16 protein-coding genes are annotated in these 19,155 nt (G+C 72.3%); 10 read left to right on the forward strand and 6 right to left on the reverse strand.

Annotation, left to right across the window (positions count from 1 at the left end):
- Positions 1–5 precede the first annotated feature (5 nt).
- Positions 6–2,873: a DEAD/DEAH box helicase gene (locus ACIRGB_RS20200; RefSeq protein WP_403867172.1), complete on the forward strand. Its 2,868-nt coding sequence runs from the start codon at positions 6–8 to the stop codon at positions 2,871–2,873.
- Positions 2,870–4,138: an SWF or SNF family helicase gene (locus ACIRGB_RS20205; RefSeq protein ID WP_403866578.1), complete on the forward strand. Its 1,269-nt coding sequence runs from the start codon at positions 2,870–2,872 to the stop codon at positions 4,136–4,138. The genes ACIRGB_RS20200 and ACIRGB_RS20205 overlap by 4 nt, the downstream gene beginning before the upstream one ends.
- Positions 4,139–4,299: 161 nt before the next feature.
- Here ACIRGB_RS20205 and xylA read toward each other — a convergent pair whose 3' ends face one another.
- Positions 4,300–5,463, reverse strand: a complete 1,164-nt coding sequence (gene xylA / locus ACIRGB_RS20210) for a xylose isomerase (RefSeq protein WP_403866581.1) — start codon at positions 5,461–5,463, stop codon at positions 4,300–4,302.
- Between the two features lie 155 nt (positions 5,464–5,618).
- Between xylA and xylB the strand changes: the two genes are divergently transcribed.
- The 5 genes from xylB (at position 5,619) to ACIRGB_RS20235 (ending at position 12,418) form a co-directional block, all read left to right on the forward strand.
- Positions 5,619–7,064 (forward strand): xylulokinase, encoded by a 1,446-nt coding sequence (gene xylB, locus ACIRGB_RS20215; RefSeq protein WP_403866584.1) that lies wholly within the window; start codon positions 5,619–5,621, stop codon positions 7,062–7,064.
- 187 nt (positions 7,065–7,251) lie between these two features.
- Positions 7,252–8,460: an ROK family protein gene (locus ACIRGB_RS20220; protein WP_403866587.1), complete on the forward strand. Its 1,209-nt coding sequence runs from the start codon at positions 7,252–7,254 to the stop codon at positions 8,458–8,460.
- A 285-nt stretch (positions 8,461–8,745) separates the two neighbouring features.
- Positions 8,746–9,351 (forward strand): N-acetylmuramoyl-L-alanine amidase, encoded by a 606-nt coding sequence (locus tag ACIRGB_RS20225; protein WP_403866589.1) that lies wholly within the window; start codon positions 8,746–8,748, stop codon positions 9,349–9,351.
- 110 nt (positions 9,352–9,461) lie between these two features.
- Positions 9,462–10,757, forward strand: coding sequence for a GAF domain-containing protein (locus ACIRGB_RS20230; protein ID WP_403866592.1), 1,296 nt, complete (start codon positions 9,462–9,464; stop codon positions 10,755–10,757).
- 137 nt (positions 10,758–10,894) lie between these two features.
- Positions 10,895–12,418: an aldehyde dehydrogenase family protein gene (locus tag ACIRGB_RS20235; protein WP_403866595.1), complete on the forward strand. Its 1,524-nt coding sequence runs from the start codon at positions 10,895–10,897 to the stop codon at positions 12,416–12,418.
- A gap of 63 nt (positions 12,419–12,481) precedes the next feature.
- Here the strand turns inward: ACIRGB_RS20235 and ACIRGB_RS20240 are convergent, their stop codons facing one another.
- From ACIRGB_RS20240 to ACIRGB_RS20260, 5 genes are all read right to left on the reverse strand, one after another.
- The gene (locus ACIRGB_RS20240) at positions 12,482–14,221 is read right to left on the reverse strand and encodes a pyruvate dehydrogenase (RefSeq protein ID WP_403866598.1); all 1,740 of its coding nucleotides are present in this window, start codon (positions 14,219–14,221) and stop codon (positions 12,482–12,484) included.
- 60 nt (positions 14,222–14,281) lie between these two features.
- On the reverse strand, positions 14,282–14,629 hold the full coding sequence (locus tag ACIRGB_RS20245; RefSeq protein WP_403866601.1) for a GNAT family N-acetyltransferase: 348 nt from the start codon (positions 14,627–14,629) through the stop codon (positions 14,282–14,284).
- Between the two features lie 21 nt (positions 14,630–14,650).
- Positions 14,651–15,640, reverse strand: coding sequence for a pirin family protein (locus ACIRGB_RS20250; protein ID WP_403866604.1), 990 nt, complete (start codon positions 15,638–15,640; stop codon positions 14,651–14,653).
- 114 nt (positions 15,641–15,754) lie between these two features.
- Entirely contained in the window at positions 15,755–16,165 is a 411-nt protein-coding gene (locus ACIRGB_RS20255) for a (4Fe-4S)-binding protein (protein ID WP_403866607.1), read from the reverse strand.
- 31 nt (positions 16,166–16,196) lie between these two features.
- Positions 16,197–16,505 carry a GNAT family N-acetyltransferase gene (locus ACIRGB_RS20260; RefSeq protein WP_403866609.1) on the reverse strand — a complete coding sequence of 103 codons (309 nt, stop codon included), beginning with the start codon at positions 16,503–16,505 and terminating at the stop codon, positions 16,197–16,199.
- 185 nt (positions 16,506–16,690) lie between these two features.
- Between ACIRGB_RS20260 and ACIRGB_RS20265 the strand changes: the two genes are divergently transcribed.
- From ACIRGB_RS20265 to ACIRGB_RS20275, 3 genes are all read left to right on the forward strand, one after another.
- Positions 16,691–17,158: a MarR family winged helix-turn-helix transcriptional regulator gene (locus ACIRGB_RS20265; RefSeq protein ID WP_403866612.1), complete on the forward strand. Its 468-nt coding sequence runs from the start codon at positions 16,691–16,693 to the stop codon at positions 17,156–17,158.
- Positions 17,159–17,413: 255 nt separating this feature from the next.
- Positions 17,414–18,484: an LLM class flavin-dependent oxidoreductase gene (locus ACIRGB_RS20270; protein ID WP_403867175.1), complete on the forward strand. Its 1,071-nt coding sequence runs from the start codon at positions 17,414–17,416 to the stop codon at positions 18,482–18,484.
- The gene (locus ACIRGB_RS20275; protein WP_403866615.1) at positions 18,481–19,149 is read left to right on the forward strand and encodes an NADPH-dependent F420 reductase; all 669 of its coding nucleotides are present in this window, start codon (positions 18,481–18,483) and stop codon (positions 19,147–19,149) included. Before ACIRGB_RS20270 ends, ACIRGB_RS20275 begins: the two co-directional genes overlap by 4 nt.
- Positions 19,150–19,155: the final 6 nt, after the last annotated feature.

Below are 19,155 nucleotides of genomic sequence, written 5' to 3' on the forward strand. Positions count from 1 at the left end.
ACGTCATCGCTGCGCAGAACGCTCTTCCGACTCCCTCCGAGATCTCCGCACTCGCCGACTGCTGCGCCGTCTTCCTGCCCGGCGATCCGGCCCGCACCAGCACGGTCGCCTTCTGGCGGCCCGACGGCGAAGCACCCGGCGCCGTCCCGACGGGGACCGCGGGAAGCCTGACGGTCGTACTGCCCGACGACGACGGGGTGGAAGCGGTGAGCGTGCCGGCGGTGCTGCTCCCGGTACGGGCCGCCCTGGCGGTGCTCACGCGCGCGCGTGCCCGTGCGGACGGGCATCGGGCGTCGGTGTTCTGGGGAGCGGTCGCGGTCGAGGCCCTGCACCTCGTGGCGCGCGGGCTGCTGCTGCCCGGCCTGTCCGCGGCCGGGCACGACGCCTGGCGCGCGGGTCCGCTGGACGCGCAGGAGACCGAGCGGGTCCGCCATCTCGCCGCCGCCATGCCGCCCGAGGCGTACGCGGTCCCGGTCGACGACGCCACCGGTCCCCTGCGCCTGCCCGAGCCGGAACACCTGGTGCGCTCCTTCCTTGACGCCGTCGCGGACACGCTGCCCCGCTCCCCCGCCGCCGAACTCCTGACAGCCGGCCCCGCCTACGCCTCGCGGGAGCCCCGGCTCTCGCCCGAGCTGCGCGAATGGGCCCTGGACGTCGCCGCGGGGCACGACATGGGCGTACGGCTGTCACTGCGGATCGAGGTGCGGGGCCTGTCGGCCGCCGCCCCTCAGGACGCCCGGCCGACGTTCCGGGCGGTGCCCCAGGTGCACAGCGTCAGTGATCCCGCGCTCGTCGCCGACACCGCTCAGGTGTGGGCCGGCACCGTGGGCGCCGCGTTCGGCACGCGCGCGCGGATGGACGCCCTGCTCGCCCTGCGCCGGGCGGCACGGGCCTGGCCCTCGCTCACGCCTCTGCTGTCGGCGGCCGTACCGGACGCGGTCGAACTCACCGACGAAGAGGTCGCCGAGCTGCTCGGACCCGGCTCCCGTGCGCTCGCCGGCGCCGGAGTCGACGTGCACTGGCCGAGGGAGCTGGCCCGCGGCCTGACCGAGCACGCCGAGGTGGGACCCCCCGACGGCGCTCCGGTGCCGCGGAGCGCTCCGTCCGAGACCGGCGCGTCGTTCCTGTCCGCCGACGCACTGCTCGCCTTCAACTGGACGTTCGCCCTGGGCGGCAAGGGCCTCACGCGCGAGGAGCTCGACCTGCTCGCCGAGGCCAACCGCCCCGTCGTGCGCCTGCGCGACCAGTGGGTGCTCGTCGCCCCCGAGGAGGCCCACCGCGCCCGTGCCCGGCAGGACCGCAAGGTCACGCCGGTCGACGCGCTCTCCGCCGCCCTGACGGGCTCGACGGAGGTCGACGGGCGCCGCGTGGAGGTGCGTCCCACGGGGTGGCTGGTGACCCTGCGGGAGCGCCTCGCCGACCCCGAGGCTCAGGAGGCCGTGGCACAGCCCGCCGCCCTGGCGGCCACGCTGCGCGACTACCAGCGCCGAGGCCTCAACTGGCTGGTCCACATGACGTCGTTGGGCCTCGGCTGCTGTCTCGCCGACGACATGGGGCTCGGGAAGACCATCACACTGATCGCCCTGCATCTGCACCGGCAGACGGACGCGGACGCCGCGGGTCCCACCCTGGTGGTCTGCCCGACCTCCCTGATGGGCAACTGGCAGCGGGAGATCGAGCGGTTCGCGCCCGGCACGCCCGTACGCCGCTTCCACGGCACCCGCCGCGACCTCGACTCCCTCGCGGACGGCGAGTTCGTGCTGACCACCTACGGCACCATGCGCCTGGACACCGACCGGCTCTCCGCCGTGCCGTGGGGCATGGTCGTGGCGGACGAGGCGCAGCACGTGAAGAACCCGTACTCCGAGACCGCGCGGCGACTTCGCTCCATCGGCGCCCGCGCGCGCGTGGCGCTCACCGGCACCCCGGTGGAGAACAACCTCTCGGAACTGTGGGCCGTCCTCGACTGGACCACACCCGGGCTGCTGGGCCGGCTCGGCAGCTTCCGCCGGCACTACGCCCAGGCCGTCGAGAGCGGACAGGACCCGGCGGCGGCGGAGCGACTGGCCCGGCTCGTGCGGCCCTTCCTGCTGCGGCGCCGCAAGTCGGACCCCGGGATCGCCCCGGAACTGCCGCCGAAGACCGAGACGGACCATCCCGTGTCGCTGACGGCGGAACAGACCGGCCTGTACGAGGCGGTGGTGCGCGAGGCGCTCGCGGAGATCGCCGGGGCCGACCACATGGCACGGCGCGGCCTGATCGTGAAGCTGCTGACGAGCCTCAAGCAGATCTGCAACCACCCGGCACAGTTCCTCAAGGAGGACCGGCCGAAGATCACCGGTCGCTCCGGGAAGCTGGAGCTGCTGGACGAACTGCTCGACACGATCCTCGCCGAGCAGGCGAGCGTGCTGGTGTTCACGCAGTACGTGCAGATGGCACGGCTCCTGGAACAGCACCTGGCCGCGCGCGGCGTGTCGTCGATGTTCCTGCACGGCGGCACGTCCGTCACCGCGCGGGAGACGCTGGTGCGGCGGTTCCAGGACGGCGAGGTCCCGGTCTTCCTGCTGTCGCTGAAGGCGGCGGGCACCGGACTGAACCTCACGCGCGCGGAGCACGTCGTCCACTACGACCGCTGGTGGAACCCGGCCGTCGAGGCACAGGCCACCGACCGTGCCTACCGCATCGGTCAGACCCGCCCCGTGCAGGTGCACCGGCTGATCGCGGAGGGGACCGTCGAGGACCGCATCGCCGCCCTGCTGAACCGCAAGAGGGAACTCGCCGACGCCGTTCTGGGCGCGGGCGACGCGGCGCTCACCGAACTGACGGACGCGGAACTGGCCGACCTGGTCGAACTGCGAGGGGGTACGCGATGACTCGGTACGACGACGAGGCGGAACGGACGTTCGTCGCGTTGCCGCCCGCGCAGGGGCGGGGCTTCGCGCAGACCTGGTGGGGCCGCGCCTGGCTGAAGTCGCTGGAGGACGCGGCGATGGACGCGGCGCAGGTGAAGACGGGGCGCAGGCTCGCGCGCGCAGGAGCGGTCGGCGCGGTGTCGGTGCGGCCGGGGCGCATCACGGCGGTCGTCCAGGACCGGGACCGCACGGCGCACCGGGCCGACGTCCTGCTGGAACGGCTCTCCGACGCGCAGTGGGATCGCTTCGTCGACATGGCGATCGAGCGTTCCGGACATGTCGCGGCGCTGCTGGACCGCGACATGCCGCCGCACCTCGTGGAGGACGCCGCGGCGGCCGGTATCGACCTGCTGCCGGGCATGGGCGACCTGGAACCGGAGTGCGACTGCGGTGCCTGGGACCACTGCGGGCACACCGCGGCGCTCTGCTACCAGGTGGCCAGGCTGCTGGACCAGGACCCCTTCGTCCTGCTGCTGATGCGGGGCCGCGCGGAGGACGCCGTACTGGAGGCCCTCCAGACCCACGGCTCGGCACCCGCGGAGGAGGCCGCTTCCCGGCCGGCGGGGGTGGACGCCGCCGAGGCGTACGCGGCGGGGCAGCTGCTGCCTCCGCTGCCCGCGCCGCCCGGCCTCGGGGACGGCCCGGGGGTTCCGCCGTCCCTGGACACGGAGGCGGCCTGCCCACCGGGCGTCGCCCCTTCCGGCCTGTTCTTCCTGGCCTCCCGGACGGCGGCGGAGGCCCACCGCCTGCTCGCCGAGGCCCTGCGCGGCGGGCACGACCGACGGCCCGTGGGCGCGGAGCCGAGCTTGGCGCAGGATGCGGTGCGCCTGGCCGCGGGGGGTCCCGGACCGGATGCGCTGGACCGTCTCGGTGCCGGTTCGGGGCGCACGCGAGAGGCGATGGCCGTGGCCGTACGCGCCTGGCGGCTCGGCGGTGCGGCCGCCCTGTCCGTGCTCGAGGAGGAGTGGGCGGTGGAGGGCGACACGCTCGCCCGCGCGCGTGCGGCACTGGAGTCGGCGTGGGAGGAGGACGAGCGGCCGTCGTTGCGGGCGCGGGCCAACCGGTGGACGGTTGTCGGCGCACCGCACCAGCTCCGTCTGGACCGCGAGGGGCGTTGGTGGCCGTACCGCAGGGAGCACGGCCGATGGGTCCCGGTGGGCGGTGCCTGCCAGGACCCGGCGACAGCCCTGTCGTCGGCGGCCCTCGCGACGGGGGACGAGCCCTGATACCGAGTCCGGCCCGGTCCAGCGCCGCCCGGCCCGGACCTGTGCCGTGTCTTCGCCCTCCGGTCCGGCGCGCGGGGATCCCGCGCTGTTGACGTCCCGTACGGGCTCCGGCCCCGTCCGCGAGGGAGGGGGCCGGAGCACGCACACGGGGGCCGGATCGATCAGCGGGCGCCGAGGAGGTGGTCCATGGCGAGCTGGTCGAGGTGCTCGAAGGCCATGCCGCGCGCGGCGGCCGCGTCCACGTCGAAGGTGTCGTAGGCGCTCTTGTCGGCCAGCAGCGCGGCCAGACCGTCCTCGGCGGTCGGGCGGGCCAGCTCGTCGAGCCGGGCCGCGGTCAGCGCCTCCTGCACCTGCGGGTCGGCGCGGAAGGCCGCGGCCCGGTCCTTGAGCATCAGGTAGTTGCGCATGCAGCCGGCCGCCGACGCCCACACTCCGTCGAAGTCCTCGGTCCGCGGCGGCTTGAAGTCGAAGTGCCGCGGACCCGCGTACCCGGCCCGCTCCAGCAGGTCGACCAGCCAGAAGGCGGCCCGCAGGTCTCCCGCGCCGAACCGCAGGTCCTGGTCGTACTTGATGCCCGACTGGCCGTTGAGGTCGATGTGGAAGAGCTTGCCCGCCCACAGCGCCTGGGCGATTCCGTGGGGGAAGTTCAGACCGGCCATCTGCTCGTGGCCGACCTCCGGGTTCACGCCGTACAGCTCCGGCCGCTCGAGACGCTCGATGAAGGCCAGGGCGTGCCCGACCGTCGGGAGCAGGATGTCACCGCGCGGCTCGTTCGGCTTCGGCTCGATCGCGAACTTCAGGTCGTAGCCCTGCTCGGTGACGTACTCGCCCAGCAGGTCGAAGGCCTCCTTCATCCGGTCCAGGGCGTCCCGCACGTCCTTGGCCGCGCCGGACTCCGCGCCCTCCCGGCCGCCCCAGGCCACGTAGACGCTCGCGCCCAGCTCGACCGCGAGGTCGATGTTGCGGATCGTCTTGCGCAGCGCGTACCGGCGCACGTCCCGGTCGTTGGCCGTGAAGGCGCCGTCCTTGAACACGGGGTGCGTGAACAGGTTCGTCGTCGCCATCGGCACCTTCATGCCGGTCGCGTCCAGGGCCTGCCGGAACCGCTTGATGTGCGACTCTCGCTCGGTGTCGCTCGACCCGAACGGAATCAGGTCGTCGTCGTGGAACGTGACGCCGTACGCGCCGAGCTCCGACAGACGCCGCACGGACTCCGCCGGGTCCAGGGCGGACCGGGTGGCGTCACCGAACGGGTCACGGCCCTGCCAGCCGACCGTCCACAAACCGAACGTGAACCTGTCCTCGGGAGTGGGCTGGTAGTTCATTCCGCGGCTCCTCACTCGCTGCCGATCAATCGCTGCCGACTATTTCGTCATGGCGCTTTACAAATTAGTATGCACACACGGTCCTGGGAAGGGACAAGGTGTCCCCGAAGGAGTGAAGGCCGGGTCCCAGCACCCGCGGAAGAGGGAGAAACCCGATGTCAGCTGCCGAGGGTCCGCTCGTCGTCGGCGTGGACACGTCCACCCAGTCCACCAAGGCACTGGTCGTCGACGCGGCCACCGGCCGGGTCGTCGCGAGTGGCCAGGCGCCCCACACCGTGTCCTCCGGGGCCGGCCGGGAGAGCGATCCCCGCCAGTGGTGGGACGCGCTGGGCGAGGCCCTGACCCAGTGCGGCGATGCCGCCCGCGAGGCCGCCGCGGTCTCCATCGGCGGGCAGCAGCACGGCTTGGTCACGCTGGACGCGCAGGGCGAGCCGGTGCGCCCCGCCCTGCTGTGGAACGACGTGCGCTCGGCCCCGCAGGCCCGCCGCCTGATCGACGAGCTGGGCGGGGCCAAGGCCTGGGCGGAGCGCACGGGAAGCGTCCCCAGCGCCTCCTTCACGGTCACCAAGTGGGCCTGGCTGGCCGAGCGGGAACCGGACGCGGCCCGCGCGGTGAAGGCCGTACGGCTCCCCCACGACTACCTCACCGAGCGCCTCACGGGCGAAGGGACCACCGACCGCGGCGACGCGTCCGGCACCGGCTGGTGGGCGTCCGGCACGGAGGCGTACGACGAGGACATCCTCGCGCGCGTGGGACTCGATCCGGCGTTGCTGCCCCGGGTCGTGCGGCCCGGCGAGGTGGCCGGCACGGTACGCGACGGCCACGGCCTGCCGTTCTCCAAGGGCACCCTGGTCGCCGCCGGCACCGGCGACAACGCGGCCGCCGCGCTGGGCCTCGGACTGCGCCCCGGAGTCCCGGTGATGAGCCTCGGCACGTCGGGCACGGTGTACGCCGTGTCCCAGCGCCGGCCCGCCGACCCGACCGGCACGGTGGCGGGCTTCGCCGACGCGCGCGGCGACTGGCTTCCGCTGGCCTGCACCCTCAACTGCACGCTCGCCGTCGACCGCGTCGCGTCCCTGCTGGGCCTGGACCGGGAAGCCGTCGAGCCGGGCACCGACGCCACGCTCCTGCCCTTCCTGGACGGCGAGCGCACCCCGAACCTCCCGCATTCCTCCGGCCTTCTGTACGGGCTGCGGCACGACACGAGCGCCGGCCAGCTGCTCCAGGCCGCGTACGACGGCGCCGTCCACTCGCTGCTCGGCGCGCTCGACCTCGTCCTGGACGCCGACGCGGACCCGTCCGCGCCACTGCTGCTGATCGGCGGCGGCGCCCGGGGTACGGCCTGGCAGCAGACGGTACGGCGGCTGTCGGGCCGCCCGGTCCAGATCCCGGAGGCCAGGGAGCTGGTCGCGCTCGGCGCCGCGGCGCAGGCGGCCGGCCTGCTGACCGGCGAGGACGCGGCCGCCGTCGCCCGGCGCTGGAACACGGCCGCGGGGCCAGTGCTCGACGCCGTGGAGCGGGACCAGGCGACGCTGGACAGGATCACCGGGGTACTCTCCGACGCGGCACCGCTGCTGGAACGGGACGCGGCCTCCCACTGAGGACGCGCTCGCGCGGGCGGCCACCGGCGCACGGTTGCGGGACACGCCGCAGAGGGGCGGCGCGGCTGACCGGGGCGTGTCGGAGGCACCCGGCCCGGCGGGTCCGGCATCGAGCAGCACACGCGTGCACCGCGACCAGCGGCCGGAGGCCGGATCGAGTGACGACGGAACGAGGACTGACGGAGGCATGACCGCACCGCCGCACGAAGCCCACCCGGCCCGTCCCGGGCGCGCGCTGCCGGACACCCAGCAGGGCATGCGCCGCCGCAATCTCGCGCGGGTGATGCACACCGTCAGCGCCGAGGGCCCCCTGTCCCGGGCCGCGGTCGCCTCGCGGATCGGGCTGACGCGAGCGGCGGTGTCGACCCTCGTGGACGAACTCGTCCGCGCGGGCCTGCTGGAGGAACTGGGCCCCGAGCGCCCCGGCCGCGTGGGCCGGCCCGGGTCCGCGCTCGCCGTCAGCGCGCAGGGCCCGGCCGGCATCGGGGCGGAGGTCGGCGTCGACCATCTCGCGGTCTGCGCGGTCGACCTGCGCGGCCGGGTACGCGCGCGTGCCGTGCGGTACGGCAGCAATCGAGGCCGTTCGCCGGAGCCGGTGCTCGCGCACCTCACCGGGCTGGTGCGGCAGGTCGTGTCGGAGGCCGAGGCCGAGGGACTGTGGCCGGCGGGGCTCGCGGTGGCGGTGCCGGGTCTCGTGGCCCGGGACGGCCGGACCGTGGTACGTGCCCCGAACCTGGACTGGCACGACGCGGATCTCGCCGCGCTGCTGCCCGCGGATCTGCCGCCGACGGTGGACAACGAGGCCAACTTCGGCGCGCTCGCCGAACTCTGGCTCGGTGACGGCACTCCCCGGGACTTCCTGCACGTCTCGGCCGAGATCGGCATCGGTGCGGCCGTCGTGTTCGACGGTCGGCTGCTGCGCGGTACCCGCGGATTCGCCGGTGAGCTGGGGCATGTGCCGGTCCATCCCGACGGGCCCGAGTGCGCCTGCGGCGGGCGCGGGTGCCTGGAGCAGTACGCCGGCGAGAAGGCGGTACTGCGGGCGGCGGGCGTGGAGCCCGGGGAAGACCGGGTCGGGCTGCTCGCCGGACGTGCGGCGGAGGGCGACGAGGACGTACGGCGCGCCCTGCGCGAGGCGGGCACGGCACTCGGTATCGCCCTGACCGGGGCGGTGAACCTGCTGGACCCCGAGGGTGTGGTGCTGGGCGGTGCCCTGGCCGGTCTGGCGCCCTGGCTGCTGCCGTCGCTGCGTGAGGAACTGGCCCGGCGCACGGCCGGCCCCGCCTGCCCGGTCGCGGTCTCGGAGCTGGGTCCGCAGGGACCGCTGCTCGGCGCCGCGCACTCCGTGGTGCGGGCCGTCCTGGACGACCCGGGCGCCCTGGCGGAGCGGGCCTGACGGCTGCCCGACCGTGGGTTCGCCGACGGCCCGCCCGGTCGCTCCCGTTCACTCGATCGAGTGAGCGCGGTGTCCACAAGGCGGTGGCTGTCCACGGAACGGCGCGGCGCTCTACTGCGCAATCCCCGCTCCCCGTACGGTGATTCACGCGGACGCACCTCGCCCCGGGGCGGTCGGACGTCCGCCTCGGCGTTGCGCTCCGCGGTCCATGCCGCACCGTCATGTCGCACGGCCGAGCAGCCACCCCCACCGGGCCCAGGGCCCCTCCGACGAAAGGGCAATCCCATGGAAAGGGAAAGGACAGCACCCGCTCCGACCAGGCGGCGGCTCCTCAAGGGTGCCGCGCTGGCCACCGTCCCGTACACCCTGCTCTCCGGTACCCAGGCCACCGCGCGAGCCCGCGCCGTCGACTACCCCTCCGCGGAGTGGCTGCCGGCGAACACGGCGAACTACAGCCGGTCGAGCCGCCCCACCTCCTATCCCGTCGACTACGTGGTCGTCCACGTCACGCAGGAGACGTACGCCGACACCCTGTCCATCTTCCGCGATCCCGAGCGGCAGGTGTCCGCGCACTACGTCGTCCGGTCCTCCGACGGGCACGTCGCGCAGTGTGTCCGGGAGGCGGACATCGCCTGGCACGCGGGCAACTGGGACTACAACACCCGCAGCATCGGGATCGAACACGAGGGGTGGGTGGACCGTCCCGAGTACTTCACCGACGCCCTCTACGAGCAGTCGGCCCGGCTCACCGCGGCGATCTGCACCGCCTACGGGATTCCCAAGGACCGCGCGCACATCATCGCGCACCACGAGGTGCCCGGCAGCGACCACACGGACCCGGGGCCCTTCTGGGACTGGACCCGCTACATCAGACTGGTCAACTTCTCCTGACCGAATCTCCTGACCCCTCGCCCGGCCGGTGCACCCGGTCCGCTCGGAACGCCACCTTCGAGTGATCCGGCTGGTCGAAGTGGTTGTCCGCGCGTGGCAGCGGAGTGACGATGTCCCCCACCGCAACACCGTCCGGGGAGGCCGAGTTGACTGATTCATGGCTGGCTCTGGAACCGGGAGCCGACCCCGCCGAGCGCGCGCGGACCCTGCGGCGGGCCCACGAGACCTTCACCGAAGGGGGGACGGTGCCGCGGCCCGTGCGCGCCGTGGTGGCGGAGTCGTGGCGGCGGTCGGTCCGGGCGGGTGTGGGCCCGGACGGTACCGCGAGCGTGGAGCTGATGGACGGTGACCTGGGCGCCTATCGGGCGGAACACCCGCTGTCCCGGGTGATGCCGCTGGTCCGGGAGCTGCTGGGGGCGTTCGCTTCCGACGGGGAGCATCTGCTCGCGGTGTGCGACGCGCACGGCAGGCTGCTGTGGGTCGAGGGGGACGCGGCCACCCGGCGCCGGGCGGGCCGGATGAACTTCGTGCCCGGGGCCCGCTGGTCGGAGTCGGCCGTCGGGACGAACGCGCCGGGCACGGCGGTGGCCGTCGGCCGCCCGGTGCAGGTCTTCGCGGCCGAGCACTTCATACGCCGGGTCCAGCCCTGGACCTGCGCCGCCGCTCCGGTGCACGATCCCCGTACCGGTCGGGTGCTCGGCGCCGTGGACATCACGGGCGGGGACGGTCTGGCGCATCCGCACAGTCTGGGCTTCGTACAGGCGGTGGCGCGTGCCGCGGAGTCGCAGCTGGCGCTGCTCACGCCTGAGCGGTCCGGTCCGGAGGCGGCCGAGCTGACCGCGCTGGGCCGTGACGAGGCCCTGCTGAGCGCGGCCGGCCGCAGGGTCCGGCTGAGCCGGCGGCACAGTGAGATCGTCGTGCTGCTGGCCCACCATCCGGAGGGTCTGACGGGCGACGAGTTGCTGTGCGCGCTGTACGAGGACGAGACGGTGCCGCCGGTGACGCTGCGGGCGGAACTGGCCCGCCTGCGCGGCATCCTGGGGCCCGGCCGGCTGGCCTCCCGGCCGTACCGGCTCACGCTGCCCGTCGACTCCGACGCGGGCGTGGTCGAACGCCGGCTGCGGGCCGGGGCGGTGACGGCGGCGGCGACGAGGTACGCGGGTCCGCTGCTGCCCGGCTCCCAGGCCCCGGCGGTCGTACGGCTCAGGCGCCGGCTCGCCGACGGCCTGCGCGCAGCGCTGATCGCCTGCGGTGATCCCGACCTGCTGGCCGACTGGGCCCACGCACCGTGGGGGGAGGACGATCTCGACGTGTGGCGCGCGCTCGCGGCGGTCCGGCCCACGGCGGCGACACGCTCCCGGCTCGCGGCGCTGGAGTCGGAGCTGGCGGCGCCGAACGCGAGATGAGCGGCCGCCGGTCGGCGGCTCCGCAAGAGCACGCGTCGGCGGGCGGCGCGCGCAACGTCCCCGCAACGTCCCGCTTCCTAGCCTCACGCGCAGAGCTGTCCAACGGCGGGCAGCGCTCGATGAGGGAGGCACGGAGGATGACCCGATACGCGGCGCCCGGCACCGAGGGCGCGATCGTCTCCTATCAGTCGCGCTACGACCACTTCATCGGCGGTGAGTACGTGCCGCCGGCACGCGGACAGTACTTCGAGAACCCGTCCCCGGTGAACGGCCTGCCGTTCACCGAGATCGCGCGGGGCACGGCGGACGACGTGGAGCTGGCGCTCGACGCCGCGCACGAGGCCGCTCCGGGCTGGGGCCGTACGTCGGTGACCGAGCGCTCCGACGTCCTGCTGAAGATCGCCGACCGCATGGAGGCGAACCTGGAGCGCCTGGCGGTCGCCGAGAGCTGGGAGAACGGCAAGCCGGTGCGCGAGACGCTGGCGGCCGACATCCCGCTCGCCATCGACCACTTCCGCTACTTCGCGGGCGCGATCCGCGCCCAGGAGGGCTCGCTCGGCGAGGTCGACGACGACACCGTGGCCTACCACTTCCACGAGCCCCTGGGAGTCGTCGCGCAGATCATCCCGTGGAACTTCCCGATCCTGATGGCGGCCTGGAAGCTCGCGCCCGCCCTCGCCGCCGGAAACGCGGTGGTCCTGAAGCCCGCGGAGCAGACCCCGGCCTCGATCCACTACTGGCTGAGCCTGGTGGCGGACCTGCTGCCGCCCGGCGTCCTGAACGTCGTCAACGGCTTCGGCGTGGAGGCGGGCAAACCGCTGGCGTCGAGCCCCCGGGTGGCGAAGGTGGCGTTCACCGGCGAGACCACCACCGGGCGGCTGATCATGCAGTACGCCTCGGAGAACATCAAACCGGTCACGCTGGAGCTGGGCGGCAAGTCGCCGAACATCTTCTTCGACGACGTCTGGGCGCGGGACGACGACTTCCGCGACAAGGCACTCGAGGGCTTCACGATGTTCGCGCTCAACCAGGGCGAGGTCTGCACCTGCCCGTCCCGGGCGCTCGTCCAGCGCGGCAGCTACGCCGAGTTCATGGAGGCCGCCGTCGCCCGCACCGAGCTGATCAAGCCGGGCCATCCGCTGGACACCGACACGATGATCGGCGCGCAGGCCTCCAACGACCAGTTGGAGAAGATCCTCTCCTACCTGGACATCGGCCGCCAGGAGGGCGCCAAGGTACTCACCGGCGGTGAGCGGATCGAGCACGACGGGGAGTTGAAGGGCGGCTACTACGTCCAGCCGACGATCTTCGAGGGTCACAACCGCATGCGGATCTTCCAGGAGGAGATCTTCGGCCCGGTCGTGTCGGTGACGTCCTTCGACGACTTCGACGACGCGATCAAAACCGCCAACGACACCCTGTACGGCCTCGGCGCCGGTGTGTGGACCCGCGACATGAACACCGCCTACCGCGCCGGCCGCGCGATCCAGGCGGGACGCGTGTGGACGAACTGCTACCACGCCTACCCGGCGCACGCCGCCTTCGGCGGCTACAAGCAGTCGGGCATCGGCCGGGAGAACCACAAGATGATGCTGGAGCACTACCAGCAGACCAAGAACATCCTCTGCTCCTACAGCCCTCGGAAGCTCGGGTTCTTCTAGCGCTCGGGTCGACCACCGGGGGCCCAGTCGCCCCCGGTGGCACGGGGAAGTCCGGTGACCGTCTCAGGGGCGTGGGACGTTCCGCAGGTTGGCGCGGGCCAGGTCGAGCATCTTGCCGACGCCCCCGTCGAGCACGGTGCGGCCGGCTGCGAAGGCGAAACCCTTGATCTGGGCGGCCGAGATGTGCGGCGGGATGGACAGCGCGTTGGCGTCGGTCACCAGGTCGACCAGGAACGGTCCGTCGTGAGCGAGCGCCCGCTTGAGTCCTTCGGCGACCTCCCCGGGGTGCTCGATGCGGATCGCCTCGATGCCCGCGCTGCGGGCGATCGCCGCGTAGTCCACCGCCTCGTGGTCGGTCTCGTGCTCGGGCAGCCCCTCGACCAGCATCTCCAACTTGACCATGCCCAGGGAGGAGTTGTTGAAGACGATCGTCTTCACCGGCAGGTCGTGCAGCTTCACGGTGAGCAACTCGCCCATCAGCATGCCCAGTCCACCGTCGCCCGACATCGAGATCACCTGGCGGCCCGGGTAGGCGAACTGCGCGCCGATCGCGTGCGGCAGCGCGTTGGCCATCGTGCCGTGCAGGAACGAGCCGATCACCCGGCGCCGTCCGTTGGGGGTCAGGTAGCGCGCCGCCCACACGTTGGACATGCCGGTGTCCACGGTGAACACCGCGTCGTCGTCGGCGAGTTCGTCCAGGACCGCGGCCGCGTACTCGGGGTGGATCGGGGTGTGCAGTTCGACGTCGTGGGTGTAGGCGGAGACCACCCTCTCCAGGGACTTGGCGTGCTTGTGCAGCATCCGGTCCAGGAAGGTACGGTCCCGTTTCGCCTCGACCAGCGGCAGCACAGCCCGGAGCGTCTCCCGGACATCGCCGTGGACCCCGAGTTCCAGCACGGTGCGACGGCCGAGGCGGCCCGCATCGTGGTCGACCTGCACGGTGTGCGCCTGCGGCAGGAAGTCGTTGTACGGGAAGTCGGTGCCGAGCAGGACGACCAGGTCGGCCTCGTGCATCGCGTCGAAGCAGGCGCCGTAGCCCAGGAGGCCGCTCATGCCCACGTCGTACGGGTTGTCGAACTGGATCCACTCCTTGCCCCGCAGGGTGTGCCCGACGGGGGCGGCGGACTTCTCGGCGAGCGTCATGACCTCGGCGTGCGCGTCCCGCACTCCCGCGCCGCAGAACAGCATCACCTTCCGCGCCGCGTTCAGCCTCTCGGCCAGCGCCCGAACCTGGGTGTCCGGCGCGACGACGCGGCCCCGCTCGGTGACCAGGTCGCTGTTTCCCGTCGGGTGGGCCGCCTCGTCGTGCGCGACGTCGCCCGGTATGACCAGGACGGACACGGCGCTGTTGCCAAGGGCCCGCTGCATGGCGATCCGCAGCACCCGGGGCATCTGCTCGGGAGTGCCGATCATCTCGCAGTAGTCGCTGCACTCGGTGAACAGGCGTTCCGGGTGCGTCTCCTGGAAGAAGCCGGTACCGATCTGGTGGGACGGGATGTGCGAGGCGAGGGCCAGCACGGGCGCTCCGGAGCGGTGCGCGTCGTACAGTCCCTGGATCAGATGCGTGTTTCCGGGGCCACAGCTTCCGGCGCACACCGCGAGCCTGCCGGTCAGCTGTGCCTCTGCCGCCGCGGCGAAGGCGGCGGCCTCCTCGTTCCGTACATGTACCCACTCGATGCCGTCGGTACGGCGCACCGCGTCGACCACCGAGTTCAGGCTGTCCCCCACCACTCCGTAGATCCGCTGCACGCCCGCCTGGCGCAGGACGTCGACCATCTGCTGAGCCACGGTCAGATTCCGCATCGCCGGTTTTCTCCCCCCTCAAGTCTCAAGACAGTTGTCTCATCCACTTATGCTGCCTGCTCAGTCAAGCTGCGCCTTCAGCCACCGCAGGATGTCAGGGGTGACCGGGTCGGTGATGTCGGCGAACTCGTCGTGCCGCTTGAGGAACTTGGCGACGTAGGGGCAGACGGGGACGATCCGCAGTCCGGACGCGCGCACGTCGACGAGTGCCTGCTGGACGAGTTGCGGGGCCAGCCCCTGGCCGGCGAAGGCCTCGTCGACCTCCGTGTGGAAGAAGACGCGCTGCCGGCCCAGGTCACGGTAGGCGGTCAGACCGGCACGTCGGCCGTCGACCAGGATCTCGTACCGGTGATCGGCGTCTGCGCGCTCGACGACGATGGTGGTGGGAGAGGAGGAGGTCTCGCTCATGGTGCGCCTTTCGTACGGGGGTCAGCGGGTCGGTGGGTTCCGGCGCGGTGTGATGACGGCGTTCGGCAGGGCCGGTGCGGGGAGGCGGCGACTGGGAGAGTCCTCGATGACGCCGAAGCGTTGGGAGGACGCTTCCCAGTCCTCGCGGGCCTTCACGATGTCCGCGTGGCTGCGTCCGATGAAGTTCCACCACATGACGATCTCCTCCCCGAAGGGCGGTCCTCCGAGGAGGATGGCCCGCGCCGGGGCGTCGGTCTCGTTCACCATCGTCAGGGTGTCCGCGCCGCGGGGGACGTAGCCGAGTTCGGCAGGCCGCAGCACCGTGTCGGTCAGGCGGATGTCCCCGCTGTCCACGAGAAGGCCGTGTTCGAAATCGGCGTCCACGGCGAGTGAGAGTTCCGCGTGGGGTTCGAGGACGATCTCGGCGCCGAGCAGTGGCGTGAAGACCCGGACCGGGGAGGTCCGCCCGGCGAGCGACCCCAGGAAGACCCGGATCTCCGCCCCGTCGAGCTGTGCGGGTTCGGGCACGTGGTGCTGGAAGTCCCGGGCGGCGTCGCGGTGTTCCTCGGGCAGCGCGACCCACAGCTGGACGCCGTGGATGACCCGGGTGTCCGGCGTGGAGATCTCCGAGTGGGCGATGCCGTACCCGCCGGTCATGAGGTTCACCTCGCCGGGCCGGACCAGGGAGTGGGTGCCCAGGGTGTCGCGATGCTCGACCTCTCCGCTGAACAGCCAGGTCACCGTCTGCAGCCCGGCGTGCGGATGCGGGGGCATGGTCATGCCGCCCGACTCGGCGACCTGGTGCGGGCCGTAGTGGTCGGCGAAGCACCAGGCGCCGATGAGGGTGCGCGCCCGCTGGGGCAGCGTCCGCCGCACCCGCATCGCACGCGGACCGCCGAGGGGGACTTCACGCGCCGACAGGACATCGACCCGGGGGGCCTCGGCCGGCCGGTCGCCTTCGACGAGCGCACCGCAGCGCAGCGCCTCGGCATCGTCTTCCGGGTTGCTCACGGAGAGCGCCTCCTCAACAGTCTGGTCGTCACATCGGCCGCCGCCCGCCCCGTCCGGGAATCCGGGCCGCCTCGTCCGATCGCCGGTCGGTGACCGGCGACTCCTGCGGAAGCGTCACCGGCCGCAGGGCCCCGCGTGGTCGCAGTACGGCTGGAGGCGGCTCTGTCCGCAGCCGCACAGAATGGCCCTGGTCTCGGCACGCACACCGTGCGGCGTGTCCACACTCAGCTCCCCGCGCACGGTCAGCTGCCCGGTGGCACCGCGGGTGATCCTGGTGGGCCGGTCGGGGGCTTCCGGCCCGCCGTCCACGAGTGCGTACTGGAGGGCGCCCGAGGGGCAGCGTCGCACGACCTCCGCCAGGCGCTCGGCCGTGGTCCGGTCCGGCTGGACCCACGGCCGCTTCGCCGGGTCGAACACCTCGGGCAGGCCATCGACGCATGCGGCGGCGTGGAGACAGCGCCCTGCCTCGAAGGTCACCGTGATCGACTCCGTCCGGTACGCCCTTCGCTCGGATTCGCCGCTCATGCCCGCCTCCGTCGCTCCCGTACTCGGCTTCTCAGTCACTGACTTGGCTGCGGGACTGGTACAGCAGGTCCTGGTACTCGGGGTGCCGGCTGATCCAGCCCGCGAAGAAGGGGCAGGTGGCCAGCACCCGGAGATCCGCGGCCCGCGCCTCGTCCAGGGCTGTGCGTACCAGCGCCGACCCGACGCCCCTGCCCTCGTACTCCGCCCCGACCTCGGTGTGCACGAACGCCACGAGTTCCGTCGTACGGATGTATTCCGCGACGCCCGCCACCTTGGACTCTCCGTCCACACGGGCCTCGTAGCGCTTCGCCTCGGGCACGTCGCTCACTTCGACCGTCATCTGTCCTCCTCGTGGGGCCCGGTCCCGCTCCATTCGGCAGGGTCCCGGCAGCCAGGACATCACCCTAACCCGACACGGTTGATGCATCAACATACCTGGTCACGGCCCGCGCGCGGCCGATCAAAGGGGCGCGTCGCGGCCGCAGCCGGTAGATGAGCTGTCAACGATTTCGCTAGACTGCCGCCATGGACGCACAGCCGCGCTGGCTCGACCCGGAGCAGAAGGCCGCCTGGGAGAGCTTCATCCGCATGCAGGAGACACTCATCGGACGACTGTCCCGACGCGTCCACGTCGACTCCGGACTGTCGGCGGCCGACTACACCGTGCTCGTCAGCCTCACCGAAAGAGGCAACGGGCGGATGCGCTTCCTGGATCTGGCCAAGCTCGTGGAGTGGGAGAAGAGCCGGATGTCCCACCAGGTCACGCGGATGGCGAAACGCGGGCTCGTAGCCAGGGAGGAGTGCCCCGACGACGGTCGCGGCGCATTCATCGTCGCCACCCCGGCCGGCTACAAGGCGATCGAGGAGGCCGCGCCCCAGCACGTCGAGCACGTCCGCCGCCTCTTCATCGACGCCCTGACCCCGAACCAGCTCACCACACTCGGCCGCCTCTCCCAGCGCGTCCTGGACCACATGGAGAAGCAGCCGGACTGACCCCCGTCAACCTCCCCCCTGGACCCTAGGCCAGCATGGTTGACCCGTCAACCTTCCAGCCCCACGGCGCGACGCCGATGGGGCTGTCGTCGCGGACGGGGCCCCCACGGCTCGATCTAGTTGACATGTAAACCACACGGTGTCATGGTTCACATGTCAACTAGATCGGCGGGGGTGACGGACGCCCCGCCCGGTCGACACGAACCACGCATCGCCACACCCCGACCCAACGAAAGCGTTGAGCGAGTGAACACGATGGATGTGTCGAAAATCGAGTTCGGTATCGACAGCTTCGGAGACCGGCCCCGAAACGACCAAGGCGTGATCGTCTCGCACGCGCAGGCGATCCGCGCCGCGGTGACCGAAGCGGTCCTCGCCGACCAAGTCGGTATCGACGTTGTCGCGTTGGGCGAGCACCACCGGCCCGAGTACGCGATCTCCAGCCCTGAGACGGTGCTGGCGGGCATCGCGACGGCCACGAAGCGCATCCGGCTCGCGTCGGGCGTGACCGTGCTGTCCTCGGACGACCCGGTGCGCGTGTTCCAGCGGTTCGCCACGGTCGACGCGCTCTCCCACGGCCGCGCCGAGGTGATCCTCGGACGCGGTTCCTTCACCGAGTCGTTCCCCCTGTTCGGGTACGACCTCAAGGACTACGAGGTGCTGTTCGAGGAGAAGATCGACCTTTTCCACCGGCTCCTGGACGAGAAGCCGGTCACCTGGGAGGGCACCACGCGTGCCGCCCTGCACGAGGCGGACGTGTACCCGAAGACGGATTCGGGACGCCTCAACACCTGGGTGGGGGTGGGCGGGACACCGCAGTCCGTGCTCCGCACCGCGCGGTACGGCTTCCGGCTCATGCTCGCCGTCATCGGCGGCGCTCCCGACCGGTTCGCTCCGTACGTGGATCTGTACCGGCGTGCCAGTGACGAGTTCGGCACGACCGCGCAGCCGGTCGGCACGCACTCGCCCGGCTTCGTCGCCGCCACCGACGACGAGGCCAAGGAGCTGTTCTACCCCGGGTACAAGGAGATCCGCGACCGGATCGGGAGGCAGCGCGGCTGGCCGCCGCTCCGGCGGGAGGAGTTCGACGCCGAGGTGTCCCGCGGGTCGCTGTACGTCGGCTCGGTCGAGACGGTCGCGGCCAGGATCGCCCATGCCGTCCGGGTCCTGGACGCGGGCCGGTTCGACATGATCTACTCCGCCGCCGGCACCGTTTCGGCCTCCGCACGTCTGCGTTCGGTCGAGCTTTACGGCACCCGGGTCATCCCCCGGATCCGCGAACTGCTGGCCGAGCGGCCCGCGGCCACGGCGGGAGCGGCGCGATGACCAACCCCGTCACCACCCTCGGGATCCTGGGAGCCGGGAAGGTCGGCACCGTCCTGGCGCGCCTGGCGGTCGCCGCCGGGTATCGGGTCCTGATCTCCGGGTCCGGTGACCCCTCCGGGATCGCGCTCACCGCCAGAATCCTCACCCCCGGAGCGACCGCCGTGTGGCCGGCGCAGGCCGCGGACGCCGCCGAGGTGGTGGTCCTGGCTCTTCCGCTCGGCAAACACCGCGACCTCCCGGTACCGCAGTTGGAGGGAAAGCTGGTCGTCGACGCGATGAACCACTGGTGGGAGGTCGATGGTCCCCGCGAGGCGATCCTTCCGCCCGACACCTCGTCGAGCGAAGTCGTTCAGCGCTTCCTGACGGGCGCGCATGTCGTGAAGGCCCTCAACCACATGGGCTACCACGACCTCGAGGACGGGGCTCGTCCAGCCGGCGACCTCGAACGCAAAGCCATCGCGATCGCCGGTGACTCGTCCAAGGATCTCGCCGTCGTCGCCGCGCTGATCGACACCCTCGGATTCGACCCGCTCACCATCGGCGACCTCTCGGCGGGCATCCGGCTCGAACCCGGAACCCCCGCCTTCGGCGCCAACGTCGACGTCGAACGGCTTCGCGTGCTGACCGCCGCACCCGCTCCGGAAAGACTTCTCGAGCACTCGTAAGAGGGG

Source organism: Streptomyces sp. NPDC102490, assembly GCF_044765285.1.
Taxonomy (GTDB): domain Bacteria; phylum Actinomycetota; class Actinomycetes; order Streptomycetales; family Streptomycetaceae; genus Streptomyces.